14 protein-coding genes are annotated in these 18,096 nt (G+C 66.9%); 7 read left to right on the top strand and 7 right to left on the bottom strand.

Annotated elements, in window-relative coordinates:
• Positions 1 to 2 precede the first annotated feature (2 nt).
• Together RH91_RS01225 and RH91_RS01220 are read right to left on the bottom strand one after the other, a co-directional pair.
• Positions 3 to 353, bottom strand: a complete 351-nt coding sequence (locus RH91_RS01225) for a hypothetical protein (protein WP_010160656.1) — start codon at positions 351 to 353, stop codon at positions 3 to 5.
• Positions 350 to 907, bottom strand: a complete 558-nt coding sequence (locus RH91_RS01220; protein WP_010160655.1) for a transcriptional regulator — start codon at positions 905 to 907, stop codon at positions 350 to 352. Before RH91_RS01220 ends, RH91_RS01225 begins: the two co-directional genes overlap by 4 nt.
• Before the next feature lie 364 nt (positions 908 to 1,271).
• On the opposite strand from RH91_RS01220, the gene RH91_RS01215 reads away from it, so the two are divergent.
• A complete protein-coding gene (locus RH91_RS01215; RefSeq protein ID WP_010160654.1) occupies positions 1,272 to 2,159 on the top strand; it encodes a diacylglycerol/lipid kinase family protein in 888 nt (295 codons plus the stop codon).
• Positions 2,160 to 2,176: 17 nt separating this feature from the next.
• Here RH91_RS01215 and RH91_RS01210 read toward each other — a convergent pair whose 3' ends face one another.
• Genes RH91_RS01210 through RH91_RS01200 form a run of 3 tightly spaced genes read right to left on the bottom strand, consistent with a single transcriptional unit; the run spans position 2,177 to position 9,565 of the window.
• A complete protein-coding gene (locus RH91_RS01210) occupies positions 2,177 to 4,873 on the bottom strand; it encodes a glycoside hydrolase family 3 C-terminal domain-containing protein (protein WP_010160652.1) in 2,697 nt (898 codons plus the stop codon).
• 29 nt (positions 4,874 to 4,902) lie between these two features.
• Entirely contained in the window at positions 4,903 to 6,444 is a 1,542-nt protein-coding gene (locus tag RH91_RS01205; RefSeq protein WP_010160651.1) for a tryptophan halogenase family protein, read from the bottom strand.
• A 58-nt stretch (positions 6,445 to 6,502) separates the two neighbouring features.
• On the bottom strand, positions 6,503 to 9,565 hold the full coding sequence (locus RH91_RS01200; RefSeq protein WP_051116659.1) for a TonB-dependent receptor: 3,063 nt from the start codon (positions 9,563 to 9,565) through the stop codon (positions 6,503 to 6,505).
• Positions 9,566 to 9,787: 222 nt separating this feature from the next.
• Between RH91_RS01200 and RH91_RS01195 the strand changes: the two genes are divergently transcribed.
• Together RH91_RS01195 and RH91_RS01190 are read left to right on the top strand one after the other, a co-directional pair.
• The gene (locus tag RH91_RS01195; protein WP_010160649.1) at positions 9,788 to 10,465 is read left to right on the top strand and encodes a SapC family protein; all 678 of its coding nucleotides are present in this window, start codon (positions 9,788 to 9,790) and stop codon (positions 10,463 to 10,465) included.
• Positions 10,422 to 11,486: a cupin-like domain-containing protein gene (locus tag RH91_RS01190; protein ID WP_010160648.1), complete on the top strand. Its 1,065-nt coding sequence runs from the start codon at positions 10,422 to 10,424 to the stop codon at positions 11,484 to 11,486. The genes RH91_RS01195 and RH91_RS01190 overlap by 44 nt, the downstream gene beginning before the upstream one ends.
• A gap of 12 nt (positions 11,487 to 11,498) precedes the next feature.
• Here the strand turns inward: RH91_RS01190 and RH91_RS01185 are convergent, their stop codons facing one another.
• Entirely contained in the window at positions 11,499 to 12,272 is a 774-nt protein-coding gene (locus tag RH91_RS01185; protein WP_029623503.1) for a FadR/GntR family transcriptional regulator, read from the bottom strand.
• 297 nt (positions 12,273 to 12,569) lie between these two features.
• Here RH91_RS01185 and RH91_RS01180 point away from each other — a divergent pair, with 297 nt between their 5' ends.
• The 4 genes from RH91_RS01180 to RH91_RS01165 all read left to right on the top strand — a co-directional run bounded on the left by RH91_RS01180 (position 12,570) and on the right by RH91_RS01165 (position 17,320).
• Entirely contained in the window at positions 12,570 to 12,920 is a 351-nt protein-coding gene (locus tag RH91_RS01180; protein WP_232283366.1) for a response regulator, read from the top strand.
• Between the two features lie 170 nt (positions 12,921 to 13,090).
• A complete protein-coding gene (locus RH91_RS01175) occupies positions 13,091 to 13,588 on the top strand; it encodes a GAF domain-containing protein (protein ID WP_010160645.1) in 498 nt (165 codons plus the stop codon).
• Positions 13,589 to 13,812: 224 nt separating this feature from the next.
• Complete coding sequence (locus RH91_RS01170) at positions 13,813 to 15,885, top strand: phosphocholine-specific phospholipase C (RefSeq protein ID WP_010160644.1); 2,073 nt, start codon at positions 13,813 to 13,815, stop codon at positions 15,883 to 15,885.
• A gap of 76 nt (positions 15,886 to 15,961) precedes the next feature.
• Positions 15,962 to 17,320 (top strand): POT-type proton-dependent oligopeptide transporter, encoded by a 1,359-nt coding sequence (locus tag RH91_RS01165; protein WP_010160643.1) that lies wholly within the window; start codon positions 15,962 to 15,964, stop codon positions 17,318 to 17,320.
• Here the strand turns inward: RH91_RS01165 and RH91_RS01160 are convergent.
• Complete coding sequence (locus RH91_RS01160; RefSeq protein ID WP_026046745.1) at positions 17,296 to 18,051, bottom strand: DeoR/GlpR family DNA-binding transcription regulator; 756 nt, start codon at positions 18,049 to 18,051, stop codon at positions 17,296 to 17,298. The genes RH91_RS01165 and RH91_RS01160 overlap by 25 nt on opposite strands.
• Positions 18,052 to 18,096: the final 45 nt, after the last annotated feature.

Below are 18,096 nucleotides of genomic sequence, written 5' to 3'. Positions count from 1 at the left end.
CGTCAGGTGAAAGGGGCGAGGCGCTCGAACCAGTCGGCATAGGGCGTGTTGCGCGCCATGTGCCGGTTCAGATCGGGGGCCCCGTCCGTCCACCAGACGGGGCCCCGTTCGCCGAGCGCGTGTTTCGCCGCATCGACATCGGCGTGGGCGATGGCTTCGGCGTCGGGATCACCGGACCGCTTCGCCACCCCGACCGCACGACGCGCGGTCATCAGGTCCTTTACCAGCGCCGCCCGTTTATCGTCGGCGAGCGCCGGATTGGCCAGCCTCCACAGTCGACCGCGCACCACGAAATACCGTCCGTCCGGCGTGACCGGATGCCCGCCCGCAAGACGAGTCGCTGCGTCCGTCACGGGCTGCGTTCCCTCACGAACCGTTCCGCCGCTGCGCACGCTGCCCGCCACCGCTGTTGATCCTCGACCGCGTCGGGCAACGCGCGATGCGCCGGGAGCCCGTCTTTCGCGCGCAGATCTTCGAGCGCGACGAGATCAGCGACCGCGTTCGCGAGGTCGCTTGCCGGCACCACAGGTGCCAAGATTGCGGCGACGCTTTCGCTGCGGGCGTCGTCGCTGTCGCGCAGTCGCAGGCTATGCCGATCGATCCCGGCCGCGCGCAGCAGCGCGCTCAACCATTTGCCGTCCCACGACGGCGCGGTCGCCCGCAGGTCGTGGCCCGCAAGTTCCTGCAGCATCCGTGCGGCCACCACGTCATGCGACGTGCCTTCCGCAATCAACGTCGCACGCGGGATGTGGTGGATCGCCTCGGCGGCATCGTCCCAGTCGGTCCACTCGGGCGCGGGCCTGATCAGATGGCTTTCGGACCGACCGTCCTCGAACACCCAGGCGACTTCGATCGGGTAGCTTTTCTTGGCGAGCGACGAGGCTTCGAAATCGAGGAATACCAGCATCGTCGTTCAACGCCCCAGCCGCACAAACGCCGCAAATGCGAAAGGCCGCCCCTTGCGGGACGGCCTTTCCATTGTCGTGCCTGAAGCGGCGGCTCAGCCGAGCGCGACCTCGATGTTGGAGGCCAGACCCGTGAAACGTGCCGCGAGCGGCATTTGACAATGAGACATTCGACCACCTCCTTTCAGTTGTTGACAGTAACCCTCATGTGGGGGCGGGGCGCGGCGGTTCAAGACCCGCAAGTGTGTGATTTTGCTGGCTTCGACCATGGCTGGCTGCGGAGCTTTCGGTCGGCGCGCGTGCGGGGGTGGAGGCGATGGTGATGGAAGGGCCGGAGCCACTCTCCCTCTGGCGAGTTGTTGCGAAATGGAAACAACGCCCCTCCCGCGCGAAGCCGCGCTGATCGTCAATGCCGCGTCGCGAAAGGGGCAGGACCTGTTCGAGACCGCGTGCGAAAAGCTCAAGGCCGCGGGGGTCTCGCTCCGCGCGGCGCATGCGGTGAAAGATCCCGGCGACATGGACGAAACGATGCGCGCGGCGGTCGCAAGCGGCGTGCCGATGGTGATCGTCGGCGGTGGCGACGGGTCGTTGTCGGGCGTGGTCGGACAGCTGGTGGGGAAGGACTGCGTGTTCGCGGTGCTCCCGCTTGGCACCGCCAACAGCTTCGCCCGCTCGCTCGGGCTTCCGCTCGACCTCGACGGCGCGATCGACGTGATCGCGAACGGCCGGCGGCGGCGGGTCGACGTCGGGATGATCGACGACACCTATTTCGTTAACGGCGCGTCGATCGGCCTGTCGACCATGATCGGCGAGACCGTCCCGCACACGCTCAAGCGCTACGCCGGGCGCGTCGGTTATTTGCTGTGGGCGATCAAATGTTCGGTCCCGTTCCGTGCCTTCCGGCTCGAGCTCGACGACGGGACGCGCAAGCAGACGATGTGGGCGACCGAACTGCGGATCCTCAACGGCTGGCACCACGGCGGGGTCGCGCTGTCGGACGATGCCGATGTCGCGTCGAACGAATTGCTGCTCCAGGCGGTCGTCGGGCAAAGCAAGCTCGTCCTTGCGCGCGACTGGTACGCGAAGTTCTTCAAGCTCCGCGACAAGGACGCCTGCAGCCGCGACTTCCACGGCCAAAGCTTCCGCATCACGACCAAACCGCCGCTGCGCATTTCGGTCGATGGCGAAGTGCTCGCCTGCACCCCGGTGACCGCGCGTGTCGCCCCCGATGCGATCGAGGTCGCGGTCCCGTGATTGCGGAGGTGCAGGGGTTATAGCGGCAACGGCACCGCCTTGCCTGTCCGGAAGCTTGCCGACCGCACCGGAACATCGGTATCGGGCTGGCCCGCGCCGACGCTGACGCGATACTGCCCCTGCATCACCTCGCGCACGCCATTTGCGCGCACCGCGCTCAAGTCGCGAGGCGACAGGTCGAAGGTCACGCTCCGCCGTTCCCCGGGCGCCAGCGTGATCCGCTGATACCCGCGCAGCGCGATCCGCGGCGCGCCGGGAACATCGGGGAAGGAGAGGTAGAGCTGGACGACTTCGTCGCCCGCGCGCTTGACGGTGTTGCTGACGTCGGTCGTGACCCGGAGCCCCTGTTCCGCGCCGCCCGAAGCCGGGTTCAGCACCAGCGGGGTGTAGGCGAAGCTGGTATAGCTCAGCCCATGACCGAACGGATAGACCGGCTTGCCGGTGAAATAACGATAGGTCCGCCCGGTCATCGTGTAATTGTCGAACGGCGGCAGGTCGGCGACGCTGCGGTAGAAGGTCAGCGGCAGGCGACCGCCCGGGTCGGTCTTGCCCGTCAGCACGTTCGCGACCGCAACCCCGCCCGATTGCCCGGGATACCAGGCCTCGACGATCGCGGCGGCATTGTCCTTCGCCCAGGCCAGGTTGATCGGGCTGCCGTTCATCGCGACGACGATCACCGGCTTGCCGGTCGCCTTGGCGCGCTCGAGCATCGCCATCTGCTCCGCCGGCAGGTCGAGCGAGGTCTTGTCGCCGCCCTGGAAGCCGGGGATGTCGGTGCCGGTCTCTTCCGCTTCCAGGTCGGACGTCAGGCCGACCACGGCAACGAGCACGTCCGCCTGCGCGGCCGCTGCAGCGAGCGCCGCGTCGGGCTGCGCCGAGACCAGCTTCCACACCAGATCGGTATTGCCGAACCCGCGCGCGGTGGAGACGACGCGCAGCGGGTAGCGCTGGCCCTTCTGCAGCGTCACGGTCTTGAGCGTGGGCAATGGGCCACGATGATCGGCACCGACGTCGAGGAAGGTCTTCCCCTCGAGCTCGAGCAGCCCGCTGCCGCCGAGACCGAGCCGGTAGCTGCCGGTTTCGGGCGGGACGAGGAAGCCCGTCCATTCGGTGCGGTGATAGTCGTTGACGCTGGGCAGGGTCAGCCCGCGCGCCGCAACGTCCGCCTCGCGCTGCGAGACGACCGGGCGGGACTGATAGGTCAGCGCGGCGATCGCGGCGCGGTCAGTGCCCTGCGGGAACGGCAGATGCGGCGGCGTCACCGGGTTGAAGTAGCGCGCGAGCAACCCGGGTTTGCCGTCGGGCGCGACCAGCGCGGTGGTCGGCACGCGGTCGCCATCGGTGATCGATTCCCCGAACGGCACCAGTGTCACTGCGCCCGCCCCGGCGGCGCGGCGGAGCCCCTCGACGATCGAGACGGGGGGCGCGGACTGGGTCGACGAATAATTGCCGCGCAACACGCGTGTCGCATCGCCGAGCGGCCCGATCACCGCGATCCGCGCACCCGGGCGGAGCGGCAGTACGCCGTCGTTCTTGAGCAGCACGAGGCTCTTTTCCGTCGCCTGCAGCGCCAGCGCCATGTGATCGGGTGACAGGATCGCGCGCACCGGAACCGCGGCGGGCGCGCCGGCGATGCCGGGCAGATCGCCGTTGCGAAGCCGCGCCGAGAACAGCCGCACCAGCGACCGGTCGATGTCGTCCTGCGAGATCAGGCCGCGCCGCAACGAATCGCCGAACCGCTCGGGCAGGCCGCCCATGTCGCCGATCGTCTGCGTGTGGCACTCGTTGTCGGTGCCCGCCTTCATCGCCGCCGCGATCGCGGTGGCCTGGTCGGGCGCATATTTGTGGCCGTCCGCAATGTCCTTCACCGCGTCGCAATCCGACACGACATAGCCGGTGAACCCCCAGGCACCGCGTAGATGATCCTTGAGCAACAGGTCGTTGGCGCAGGCGGGCTGGCCGTCGATGCGGTTGTACGCGCACATGATCGATCCGGCGCGCCCTTCCACGATCGCGGCGCGGAAGGCGGGGAGGTAGGTGTCCTCCAGGTCGTGCGCCGAGACGAAGACGTTGGCGCCGTGCCGGGTCGATTCCGGGCCGCTATGGACCGCGAAATGCTTGGGCGTGGCGATGACGTCGGGCAGATCGGGGTTGGGGCCCTGCATGCCGGTGACGAACGCCACGCCCATGTGCGCCGAGAGATACGGATCCTCGCCATAGGTTTCCTGCCCACGGCCCCAGCGCGGATCGCGGAAGATGTTGATGTTGGGCGACCAGGTGTCGAGCCCCGTGCCGATCCGGCCGAGCTTGCCGGTCTGGCGCCCCATCGTGTGCAGCGCGCGGACCTCGGTGCTGATCGCGCCCGCGACCTCATGGACGAGCGGTGCGTCGAAGCTCGCGGCAAGCCCGATCGGCTCGGGGAAGTTGGTCGTCGGCACCGCGCCCAGCGCGCCGTGGAGTGATTCGGTCCACCAGTTATAGGCGGGGATCTTGAGCCGCGGGATTGCGGGTGCGACGTTCAACAATTGCGGCAGTTTTTCCTCGGTCGTCATCCGCGCAACGATCGCCGCCGCCATCCGATCCGCCTGCGCGCGCGTCGGCGTTACCGCTGCGGGCGGCGCGGCGGGCGCGTCCTGCGCTTGCGCAGCCATCGCGGCGACGCCGGCCCCGACCAGCAGAAAAGTGCGCGCAGCGCGCGAGACGGTCGTTGCCATGATGTACCTCTGGTCGGTCAAAGGACGGGTCAGATCGTCGGCAGCCCGCGCTCGACGATCTTGCGGATCAAATCGCGGTGGCGCGGGAGTCCGTGGCGCATCCGCTCGGTCTGGGTGGCGGCCTCGCGCCGGGCCTGGTCCGCGATCCGGGTATCCCCGGCGATCGCATCGCGCGCGACCTGCGTATGGAAGCCCATGCCGTACAGGACATATTGATAGCTCGCCGCGGGGAAGACTTCCTCGATCCGGTCGAATTCGTCGAGGAACCACGGCGGCTGGTAGCGCCACAGCGTCATCAGGTCCTGCAACCGGTCGGGGATCGTCTCGGGTCGGACGTTGTCGCGCCAGAAATCGCTGTCGGTGCGCTTGGTCAGCACATAATGCAGCTTGAGGAAATCGATGATCCGTCCCCAGCGATAGTGCGTCGTGGCATTGAACCGCGCGGCGAGGATGTCCATCACTTCGCGGCACACCGGCATCTGCTCGGCGATCAGCTTGGCGGAGAGTTCGATCAGCACGATCGCAGACGCCTCGAGCGGTTCGAGGAACCCCGCCGCCAGCCCGATCGCGACGCAATTGTTCTTCCAGAAGGTCTCGCGGTGCCCCGCGCGGATCGCGAGCTTGCGCACCGGCAGATCCTTGCCCGCCGGGCCGAGATAGGCCCGCAGTTCCTGTTCGGCGGCGTCGACCGAGATATGGCTGCTCGAAAAGACATGCCCGACCCCGCGCCGCGTCGGCAGGCCGATGTCCCAGATCCACCCCGACGATTGCGCGGTCGAGATCGTGTGCGACGCGATCGGTCCGTCGGGGTCCTCATGCGGCAATTGCACCGCAAGCGCGGTGTCGCAAAACAAGGTGTCGGCGCAGCTCTTGAAGGGGACACCGAGCGTCTTGCCGATCAGTAGTGCGGCAAAACCGGTGCAGTCGATGAACAGGTCGCCCGGAATTTCGCCCGCCTGCTCGGTGACAACGCTCAGGATGTCGTCATTTTCGGCCTGGGTCGCGTGCCGGACGTCGGCGAGGACGTGGCGGACGCCGAGCTTCTCGCAGCAATGCCGCTGGAGAAAGCCTGCGAACTTGCCCGCGTCGAGATGGTAGGCGTAATTCGCGACCGCCTCATATTCGGGTGTCGCGATCGTCTTGGGGGCAAGACCATCGTCGCATAGCTGGCCCTGCGGCGACACCATGTCGCAAAAGCTCTGCCCCTTGGGGTCCGCGATCCAGTGCTCGGCCAGGTTCACCCGCGAAAAGCCCTGCGGCAGCATTAACGGGTGATAATAGCCCTCGTCGGGCTCGCCGGTCGTCCAGCGGGCGAAGCGGGCACCCTGCTTGAACGACGCGTTGCATTCGCGAAAGAAGTCGCTTTCCGAAACGCCCATTTTCGAAAGCGTCGAGCGCAGCGTCGGCCAGGTGCCTTCGCCGACCCCGATGATCGGGGTGTTGGGGGATTCGACGAGCGTCACCGTGAAGCCACCCGGCATCCGCCCCTGGTGGCGCGCCGCGATGATCCCCGCGGTCAGCCAGCCGGCTGTTCCGCCGCCGACGATAACCATGTTGCTGACGGTCTGCATGGACCCCGATTACCAAAAAACGGGGGGTGCCGATACGGCACCCCCCAGGGGAGGAACATCAGAAGCGGTAATGGACGCCGAACACGTAGCGGCGGCCATAATCATAGACGTCGAGCAATTGGTTGGCGAACCGACCGGACATGCTCTGCTGGTTGTTGTTGACGTTCTGGACTTCGCCGAACACGCTGACCTGCTTGGTGATGTCGTAGCTGCTCGTCAGGTCGAGCTGGAGGCTCGAATTGACGAAGGTCGGCTCGGACCCGAACTGGCCGGTGTTCTGCGCCTGCCCGAACTGCAGCAGATACTTGTCGCGCCAGTTGACTGCGGCGCGGAACTGGAAGCCGTGCTTGTCATAGAAGCCGACGAAATTCGCCGAATTCGCCAGGCCCGTCACCGCGAAGCCGGTCTGCGAGAGATTGGTCGCATCGTACGGCTTGTTGGTGTTGACGAAGGTGGCGTTGGCATTGAAGCCGAAGCCGGTGTCGCCGAAGACCTGCTGCCACGCCAGTTCAACGCCGCGGACCGTCGCGTCAGGCCCGTTGACCTGCTGCGTGACGGCAAAGCTGGCAAGCTGCCCGGTGGTCGGGTCGACCACGCCGTTGATCGGCTGCCGCGTTACGCCGCCGACGATGAAGTTGCTGACGTTCTTCAGGAAGAAGTCGACCGACAGATAGGAGTTGCGCTTGTAGTACCATTCCGCCGCGACGTCGAAGTTGTCGGCGAGATAGGGCTTCAGGTTGGGGTTGCCCCCCGACGCCGTCAGCGCGCCGACGCGTTGACCGTTACCGACGTTGAGCACCGGCGTCAGCAGGTTGAGGCTCGGCCGGGTCAGCGTACGCGAAGCGTCGAACCGGACCTGCAGCTTGTCGGTGACGCCCAGGCGAACATCGAGCGACGGCAGCAGATACGAATAGTTGCTCTTGGTCGTGACCCCCTGAAGCGGGGAATAGTTGGGGATCGAGAGCAGCGTCGGGTCGGCCGCGCTGGTCGTCAGGACCAGCGGCAGACGGCCCTGACCGGTCGAGGTCAGATGCGTGTTCTCATTGCGCACGCCCGCCGCGAAATTAAGCGGCATCCCGGCGATCTCGGTCTTGAACGCAGCGCTGAAGTAGAGCGACCACGTCGCTTCCTTGACGTCTTGCACACTGCCCGGATCGACCGCCTGATCGAAATTGCCCGTGAACGACGGAATATTGGCACCAGCGTTGAAGCCGGGGATCGTCTGGGTCTGCGGATTGCCGAGGCCCGTCAGGAAGTTCTGGAATGCGATCGGGCTGTACATCAGCAACGAGGGCGGAAGCGTGCCCTTATACCCCGGGATGAAGTTCGCGAGGCTGATCGTGCCCTGGTACAGGCTGGCGGGCAGCGGGTTGATGCCCGTCTTGCTGCCTGACGCCGCACCGTAGCCAGCATACGCCTGCCAGTAATTGTTGGTGAACGTGCTTTGGTTGGAGAGCTTGAACCGGTCCTCGATATATTGCCCGCCGACCTTCAGGGTGACGTCGTCCTGCTTCCAGGTTGCGGTCAGCCGGGCCTGCTTCAGCTCATCGGTATTGTTCTGCGTCTGGTTGACCGCGACATGCGACCCGATCAGCCCGGTGTTGGCGTAGTTCGCCGCGCTGCCGTTCGGTCCGTACGTCGTCAGGACGGGGAACGCCTTGTCGCTGTTTCCGAGGATCTGCAGCCCGGTGGTGACGCCAAGCGCGTTGCCATAGCCGATGTCGCCGCTCTGGCTGCCGATCGTATCCCGTTCGGGGTTCAGCCAGCTCTTCGAATAGGACAGATCGCCATCCACCGTGAAATGCTCGCCGACGTCCCACTTGACGTTGCCGCCGATCTGGTTGGTCTGCAGCACCTGGGTGTTGATCTGCGCGCCGAAGTCGGTCGGGGTGCCGGTCTGGGTGAAATTGGTGACTTGTCCGTTCTGGTCGAGCACGACGTTGCGCAGCGCGCCCTGGTTGAACCAGAAGCCGACGTTGTTGACGTCGGTGACAACGGTCTGGCGCGAGAAATTGTCGTCGATCGTCACCATCAGATCGTCCGAGGGATGCCATTGCAGCGCGATGCGGCCGTCATACCGCTCGTCCTTGGTCGATTCCTTGTTGATCAGATATTGCTGCGGGAAGAAGCCCGCGACGTTCTGCCGATTGCGCGGATCGGCATAGGCCGCGCTCGTCGCGTCGCTGGTCGGCGCGCAGTTGGTGCTGGTGGAACCCTGCAACTGGCACGGAGCGTAATAACCGCCCGGCCAGCCCTGCACCGACACGCGGTTCGAATCGGTATCGCGCCGTGTGTAGATGAAGTCGGCCAGCACGCCCAACGTGTCGTTGGCGAAGGTGTCGCTCAACAACAGGCCGGCGGTGGGGACGACACTGCCCGAGCGATCCTGGATCGAGCCCGAGCCGCTTGCGGCGAGGCGGAAGCCGGGATGATCGAACGGCTTGGGGAATTCGATGTTGACGGTCGCGCCGATCGAGCTGGCGGTCAGCGACACGTCGGGGGTCTTGAGCACGCTCAACTGGCCGATGAAATCGGAACCGACGGTCGAGAAGTCGATCTGGCGGCCACCCGTGCCGGTCGAGATGCGCCGACCGTCGTACAGCGTGGTGTTGAAATCGCCGCCGAAGCCGCGGACGGTGATCCCCGTCGCTTCGCCGCGCGTCCCCGCGCGCTGGATCGACACGCCGGGGAGGCGCTGGAGCGACGCCGCGACGTTCGAATCCGGGAACTTGCCGATGTCTTCGGCGGAGATCGCGTCGACCACGCCGGTCGCGTTGCGCTTGATGTCGAGGTTGCGCTGGAGCGAGCCGCGCAGGCCGGTGACGATGATGTCCTCGCCGGCGGTATCGCCGGGCGTGGCGGCGGTATTGGACTTGGCGGCGTCGGGCGCGGTGGCCTCGTCCTGCGGGGTGCCTGCCTCGCTTGCGGACAGCGTCGGGCTCGTGGCGGGGACAGCGGGCTGGACCGGGGCAGGCTGGTCGGTCTGTGCGTTCTGCGCGCTGACTTGCGCAAATGCCGGGGTGCCGAGCGATAGCGCAACCAGGCTGGTCGCGCCGATCAACAGGCGCTTGCGGCGCTGGCGCAGCGCATGCGCGGAATCCGTGTGCTGGATCAAATGCATCGTAATCCCCTCCTTGACGGGACGTTTCTTGTTCTCGTTGCGACGCGGCCTTGCGTGACCGTCGTGATGGCCTATTTGGTATCGCTACCACAAAAGTGATGCAAGCTATTTGTCGGTGTAATACGAAAATCGCAATCTTGGGCTTGGCGGAGCCGCCACGGGAGGCCTATTCCCGGCGCGCACCCGGCGGTGATCCGGGGCAGCGGCGGGGAGTGCGATCGGATGACGGCGTTGGAAATCCTGAATGTCCATGCGCACAATGCCTTGTCGGTGGCGCGCGCGGAGTCGCGCGACCGACATTTCGTCCAGATCGTGCTTGGGGAATTCGACTCGGTCGCCGCGCATTTTCCGATCCTGTTCTGCAAGAATGCGGAGACCGGGGCGTTTTACGCCGGCGCAATGCTCGGACTGAAACCGGACGAAAACCTCGTCGCTGACTCGGCCGATCGCGATCAGGCGCGGCGGTTGCTCGACGTCGTGCGCGAAGGCTTTTACGTCTCGGATGAGAATATCGCGATCGACCGCGCGCATCCGCGCTTCACGAGCGGCATGGGCGAGCCGATGTTCGAGGCCGACGGCACGCCCGCGCCGGTCCTGCGCGGAATCCAGCGCGCCTTGGGGCAGCTTCACGCGGGGGTGCCGCACACCGAACAGTTCCTCGCGCGGCTGCTCGCGCTCAAGCTGGTCGAGCCGATCGACCTCTCGTTCAACTTCGACGATGGCGAGCGTCTTGCGGTCGAGGGTCTGTACACGATCAGCCGGGATACGCTCGCCGACCTCGACGACCGGACCGTGCTCGAACTGTTCCGAACCGGCGATCTCTCGCGGATCTACGCGGTGATCCTCTCGGTCCAGCATGTCCATCGGCTTGCGCGCCTGCGCAACGACCGGATCGCATGAGGTGACCGCGAACGGCGAAGCCCGGGTCGAACAGTCGGCGTCGCCCGATCCCGAACGTTTCGTTCGTGACGTCGCGGTGCCGGGCCGCCCGGTCGTGCTGCGCGGGCTGTGCGCGGACTGGCCGGTTGTCCGGTCGCACGACGGATCGCGCGCTGCCTTGCTGGACTATCTCGCGCGCTTCGATGCCGGGCGAAGCGCCGAAGCGTTCATCGGTGATCCCGCGATCGCCGGACGCTATGATTATGGGAAGGACCTGGCGGGGTTCAATTTCACCCGCGAGACGATGCCGTTCGGCGCGGCGCTGACGCGGATTGCCGACGCGGCTGCCACGCCCGGCGCGTCGTCGATGTATCTCGGTTCGTTGCCGACCGACGCCTATCTCCCCGGCTTCGCTGCCGAGAACAGTCTTCCGATCCTCCCGCCGACGGTGCGACCGCGGATCTGGGTCGGCACCGCGTCCTCGGTTGCCTGCCATTATGACACGTTCGACAACCTCGCCTGCGTGGTGGCGGGGACGCGGCGTTTCACGCTGTATCCGCCCGATGCGATCACCAGCCTGTATGTCGGGCCGATCGACCACACGATGGCGGGCCAGCCCGTCAGCCTCGCCGCCGGTGCCGCGCCGGACGATCCCCGCTACCCCGATTTCGCCGCCGCCCGCGCGCGCGCGCTGGTGTTCGACCTGGCGGCGGGGGATGCGCTGTATATGCCGAAGCTGTGGTGGCATTCGGTCGAGGCGACCGCGCCGTTCAACCTGCTGGTCAATTACTGGTGGGACGCTTTCGCGAGCGGTCCGGACGCGCCCTATACGACGATGCTGCTCGCGATGATCGCGATCGCCGAGCGCCCCGACGCCGAACGCGCGGCGTGGCGGGCGTTCTTCGACCATTATGTGTTCCGCCCCGACGGGCATCCGCTGGCGCATCTGCCCGAGGGGCAGCACGGCATCCTCGGGTCGCTGCGGGCCGGAAATTACGGGCGGATCCGCGCCGCGGTGATGAAGCTGCTACGCGGCGGCTGACGGCGGCGGACGCTAGCCCGCCATCGCGCTCTGCGTGTCCTCGAGCGCGAGCTCGACCAGCCGCCGCATCGCCGCGCTGGCCGCCGTCGCATCGGCGGCGGCGATCGCCTCATAGACCAGGACATGATCGGGAATCGGGTTGCGCGGCAGCGCGCGCGACCGCTGCTTGAACTGCGTCGTCCAGCTTACCGCAGCGCCGATCGACGCGCTCAGCACGACCAGCGCGTCGTTGCGCGTCGCGCGGAGGATCGCATCGTGGAACTGGCGGTCGGCGGTGCGGCCTGGCTCGGTCGCGAGCGAATGGCGGCGCATCGCGGCGAGCGCGTCCTTCATCTGCTTGAGATCGGCGCGATCGCGCGAGGTGGCAGCGATGCCGGCGGCGGCGGGTTCGATGATCAGCCGCAATTCGAACAGGCTGCGGACGAGTTGCGGATCGGGTTCGCCCGCGAAGGCCCAGGCCAGAACGTCGGGATCGAGCAGGTTCCACCGGTCGCGCGGGAGCACGCGGGTGCCGGTCTTCGGGCGGCTTTCGACCAGGCCCTTGGCGGTCAGCACCTGGATCCCCTCGCGATAGGCGCTGCGCGAGACGTCGAGCGATTCCGCGAACACGACTTCGCTCGACAGCGTCTCGCCCGGTGCGAACTCGCCGGACAGGATCGCCACGCCAAGCTTGTGCGCGATCGCGCCCCGCAACCGCCGGCCCTTGCCCCGCGGCGCGCGGATCGGTGCCACGGGATCGGCGGGCGCATCAGCGACGGCGCTGGTTGGGGCCGTGGTTTGGGCCATGGCTGGGGCCGCGGCGGGGGGGCGTGTCCATCTTCACAGGCGTGAACCCTAGCAGCCCCGAGGCGCAACGGAAACGGGAACTCGCACCGTTCAAACCGCCATGAAGCCGCAGGGGGACGGTCTGGTACGACCATATCCCGACGCGGCGGCGTTGGCGGTCACGGTCCGACGCGACCGACGTTGCGACAGGCTGATCCAGATCAGGCCGTAACGGCAAACGCTTGCACAAGTCGTCATTCTGTCCCTATCGCAGCCTTAACCATGCCGGACCGAAAGGCGACGATGACCAAGACAGTCATGCTGATCGAAGACAACATGTTGCATCGCAAGCTGTTCGCAGCGTGGCTCGAAACCGGTGGGCATCGTCCTGTCCTCATCGCAGACGAACGTTTCGCTTATGTCGAGGCGGTCGCGCAGCAGCCCGACGTGATCATCACCGACATCCGTCTGCCCTATGTCGACGGTCGCGAGATCATTCGTCAGTTGAAGGCCAGTCCGTTAACGAAGCATATACCCGTTCTGGCGATGACCGTGCTGAGTGGCCGGCAAGACGAGCAATCGTGTCGCGCCGCCGGGGCGGATGTCTTCTGTACCAAGACGATAAGAATGGCGGCGTTCATCCAGCAGGTCGATTCGATCGTATGTTGACGGGGCGGTTGCGCGACGCGGGCGGCCGTCGTTTCTTGCGGACCGGAAGACGGCCCGGTGGGAGTAAGGGCAGGAATACGACGGGACGGGCGAAGCGACAGGGCGGGTGACCGTCTTCTTGTACGACAAGCAAGGCGTCTCGGGCGGCAGTCAGGCAAGGAGTGCGTTGAGTGGTAAACGAGGGTGACGTCTGGCCGGCCCCGGCGCTCGAGCGGAACCGCCAGGCTGCGGTGGACAGCATTCGGCACACCACCAGCGAACGCGAAGGCGAATTGCAACGGATCGTCGAACGTGCCGCGGCCATCGCCGCGACCCCGATCGCCAGCGTATCGTTGATCGATCGCGAGCGGCAGTGGCTGGCGGCGCGGCTCGGGATCGACGCCAGGGAGACCCCGCGCTCCGCCTCGATCTGCAGCCGGGTGATCCTGCGACCGGGCGAACCACTGGTCATCCTCGATGCATCGCGCGACGAACGCTATGCCAATATTCCCTCGGTCGCGGAGGATCCCTTCGTCCGCTTCTATACCGGGATTCCACTGGTCAATCGCGCGGGTTATGCGCTTGGCGCGTTGTGCGTGGTCGATACGGTCCCACGCGATGAGCCGCCCGATCTGATGGCGCTGGGACGCCTCGCGCGCGAGGCGGAGCGGATCATCGCCGGACATTGACCGCTTCGGGTGCGGTCTGGCGTGGGGCGATACCCACGGACCGTCGCCGCCAGCCCGGTAAGATGTCTGATAGGTCGACCCTGATCCGTTGGCATTTCGACCAATGTCGTCATAATTTCCTCAATATGCCGGATTTGTCACAAGACCTCCACAAACCCCGGCTAAGCGGGGTCGGCCAGTAAAGGCGCGTGAGCCCTCCTTTCCCTCGTCGAGTATGTCCCGCAATGTTGATCGACCGGCGCAGCTTCCTCAACGGTGCGTCCAGTCTCGCGGGGGTGGCAAGCCTTCCCGCCGCCGCGCGCGACCTGCGTGCGCCGCAAGGCTCGATCGCGGACGTCGAGCATGTCGTGATCCTGATGCAGGAGAACCGCTCGTTCGATCATTACTTCGGCACACTTCGCGGGGTGCGCGGCTTCGGCGATCCGCGCCCGGCGACGTTGCCGAGCGGCAAGCCGGTATGGGCGCAGCGCCGCGCCGACCGCGATGGCGGGCAGACCGCCTGGCCGTTCCGGCTCGATTACACCGCGACCAACGCGCGCTGCTTCACCGGGCTCGATCATAGCTGGAAGGACAGCCAGAACCGCTGGCGCAACTGGGACGTGTGGGCGGAACAGAAGGGCGCGCTGACGATGGCGCATCTGACGCGCGCGGACATCCCATATTATCACGCGCTCGCCGACGCCTTTACGATCTGCGACGGCTATCATTGCTCGCTGCAGGGGCCGACCGGGCCCAACCGGCTGTATCATTTTACCGGCACCAGCGGGCTGAGCGTGGGGCAGGCGGGCGTCTATTGCGTCACCAACGGCGGCGCGGACGACAATCCCTGCGCGGACATGGCGCGCGACGATCCCAAGTTCACCGGGCTGCCGTGGCGCACCTATGCCGGGCGGCTGGAGGAGGCGGGGGTGTCGTGGCGGGTGTATCAGGAATATGCCAATTATTCGGATAATCCGCTCGGCTATTTCACGGAATTCCGCAATCTCGACCGCACCTCGTCACGCTATCGGCGCGGGCGCGCGATGGTCGACTGGATCGACGGCAAGCCCCCCGCCGACCCCGAGAAGACCCGCGCGGAGCATCTGATTGCCGCCTTCACCGCGGATGTCGCGGCGGATCGCCTGCCGGCGGTGTCGTGGATCGTCCCGATGATGGAGATGAGCGAGCATCCCGACGCGCCGGTCCCGTATGGCGAAGTGCTCGTCAGCAGCATCGTCGCCGCGCTCGCCGCCAACCCGGCGGTGTGGGCGAAGACCGTGCTGATCGTGAATTACGACGAGAATGACGGCTTCTTCGATCACATCCCCGCGCCGATGCCCGCGATCGACAGCCGCTATGGGGCGAGCAACGTCGACGTGCGCAGCGAGACCTATCAGGGCGAACCGGTCGGGCTCGGTCCGCGCGTGCCGATGACGGTAATCTCGCCGTGGACGCGCGGCGGCTGGGTCAATTCGCAACTGTTCGACCATACGTCGGTGCTCCGCTTCCTCGAGAAGCGGTTCGGCGTGGCGGAAACGAATATCTCGCCGTGGCGGCGGGCGGTGTGCGGCGACCTGACCTCGATCTTCGACTTCGACGTGACGCCCACGGCGCGCACGGACGTAAGCTGGGCGGCGGACCTGCCCTCGGTCGCCGATTACGTCCGCGAGACGCAGCAACTGTGCCGCACCGCGCCGCCGCCGAAGATCGCGACGGCGACCGGCGTGCCTGCGCAGGAGCCGGGAACGCGCCCGGCCCGCGCATTGCCCTATCGCTTCACGATCGAACCGCGCTGGAGCGAGACCGGGCTGACGCTGCGTTTCGCCAATGGCGGCGCGGACGGGGTCGTGTTCGGCGTGCAGGACGAACGCCGCTTTCCCGGCTGGCGCTATTTCACCGTTGCCGCACATTCGACGCTCGAGGAGAGCTGGCCGATCGCGCGCGACGACGGGTTCGCGCTGGTGGTGCGCAGCGCCAACGGCTTCTTCCGCGAATATCGCGGCGGATCCAGCGCCGGCCGGATCGAGACGGCGCTCGCGCCGGCCGCAAAGGGCGTTCCCGCGCGGCTGACCGTGCGTAACCGCTCGCCGCTCGCGCAGGTCGTTACCTGCCGGTGCGCGCATACCGGCACGGTCCAGCACCTGACGATCGCCCCGAACGGCACGGGCGCGCTGCCGTTCCCGGTCGCACGGCCGCATCACTGGTACGACCTGCTCGTCACCTCGGACCACGGCGCGCGGCAGCGGCTGGCGGGTCATGTCGAGACCGGCGCGCCCGACATCAGCGAACCCGCGCCCCGCTTTCCGCACGTCGCCTGACCGACGGATCACGCCACTGTCATAATCCTGGTGCTTGGGGTGCGTAGCGCGCCGCTACGGCGACCGGAGGAGCAGCATGGCGCGGGGCGGTTCGTTCGACACGGGACATCCGATCCGCGACCGCCGCTTCCTGGCGCTGGCGATGCTGGAGTTCTGGGAACGCTTCGCGATGGCGGGGGTCAAGTCGCTGCTCGTCCTCATCCTGGCGGACCAGATCTTCGCGCACGATCTGGCCCCCGCGCTCGGCGCACCGACCCTGCGCGGGATGTTCGAACGCTGGTTCGGGCCGCTGTCGAGCGTCGGGCTGGCGTCGCAGGTCTACGGCTATGCGGGCGCCTTGCTGTATCTCGCTGTCCCGCTCGGGGGCCTGATCGGCGACCTGTTCGCCAGCCGCCGGCTCGTCATTTATGCCGCCGCCGCGACGATGCTCGCGGGGCTGGTGCTGATGATCGGGGTCGCCACCTTCCTGCCCGGGCTCGCGTTGTTCATGGTCGCGACGGGGACGCTCAAGGGCAATCTCTCCGCACAGGTCGGGCGATTGTTCCGCGACGAAGCCGAGCGGCAACGCGGCTATGCGGTGTATCTCGGCTTCCTCAATGCGGGCGTCATCTGCGGGCCGCTGGTGTGCGGCGGGGTCGCGACGGGGCTTGGCTGGCCCTATGCGATCGGCGCGGCGGCGGCGGCGATTGCGATCGGGACGTTGGGCTATGCCGCCACCGCGGGGCGGACCGCGGACGTCGCCGCGCCGGACCAGTCAGTACCGGAGCGACGCGGCGCAGGTACCGGGCTCCGCGGGATCGCGATCCTCGTCGCGGCGATCCTCAGCGTCTATTGCTGCTGGGCGGCGTATGAACAGCTCGGCGACATCTTCCTGGTCTGGGCGCGTACGCGGATCGACCTGCACGTCGCCGGCTGGACGATGCCGGTCGCCTGGTTTGTGTCGCTCGACGGCGTGTTCACGCTGCTGCTGATCGTCGGGGTGCAGGGGGCGCTGGGCCGGGCGGCGCGGCGTGGGGGCACGCCGGCGGCGCAGGACATGATCCTGGCGGGAGGGCTCGCCTGCGCGGCAGGCTATGGCGTGCTCGCGCTCGCGAGCCGCTATGCCGGGGCGGAGCTGCTGTCGATCGGCTGGGCGCTGCTGTATCTGCTGCTGGTCGATCTGGCGGTCGTGCTGGTGTGGCCGAGCGGGCTCAGCCTGATCGCCGCGCACGCACCCCCGCGTTTCGTCGGCTTCTGGATGGGGGTCTTCTATCTCCACGGCTTTTTCGCGAGCCTGTGGGTCGGGATCAGCGGGAGCGCTTACGGGAGGATCAGCGATTCCGGTTTCTGGCTGCTGCAGGCCGGGATGGCGGGGATGAGCGTCGCGCTGGCGCTGGTCGCGATCCTGCTGCGCCAGCGCGGCGCGGCGCGTCAGGCGACCATCACCTCGGCGTGAGCGAAGGCGCGCGCGAACGGTTCCTCGAGCGGCTTGTCGGTGACGAGGATGTCGACGTCGGCGCATTGCGCGGTCTGCAACAAGGCGTAGCGGCCGAATTTGGAGGAATCGACCCCGAGCATCACCTGCTTGGCGGTGGCGTAGGCGATCCGGCTCATTTCCGCTTCACCGGGGTGGAAATCCATCAAGCCACGATCGAGGCTGATCCCGCCTACCGACAGGATCGCGAGATGCGGCGTGAAGCCGCGCACGAACGCCTGCGCCTGATGATCCGAAAAGGCGCGATAGTCATAATCCATCTGCCCGCCCGCGAGGAACAGCCGGTTGCCGTTGATCGCGCCGAGATCGCCCGCGACCTGGAGCGAATTGGTGATGACCGTCAGCCCGCGCCGTTCGACGAGTTGGCGCGCGATGAAGCAGCTGGTCGTGCCCGAGTCGATGAACACGATCGCGCCATCGGAAATGCGGTCCGCCGCCGCGCGCGCGATCCGCAGTTTGGCATCCGCGTTTTCCTCCATTCGCTGGTTGAGCGGCCCCTCGAACGCGAGCGCGGCAAGCCGCGCGCCGCCATGTTCGCGAATGACGACGCCTTGCTCCTCGAGCGCGCGCAATTCGCGCCGGATCGTCTCGTCCGAGACGTCGAGTTCGGCCGCGAGGCCAAGCACCGACAATGTCCGGCCACTGCGCAGCCGCGACACGATCTCGCGCTGGCGTACTGATCGCTTTTGGATGGTGCCCTCCCCCTGGTGAACCCTGTTTCACGTGTTTCAGTGCAG

This window comes from Sphingomonas sp. PAMC 26617, assembly GCF_000242835.1.
GTDB lineage: Bacteria > Pseudomonadota > Alphaproteobacteria > Sphingomonadales > Sphingomonadaceae > Sphingomonas.
The sequence above is the reverse complement of the archived record's forward strand: the minus strand, read 5'-3'. Positions and strand labels throughout refer to the sequence as shown.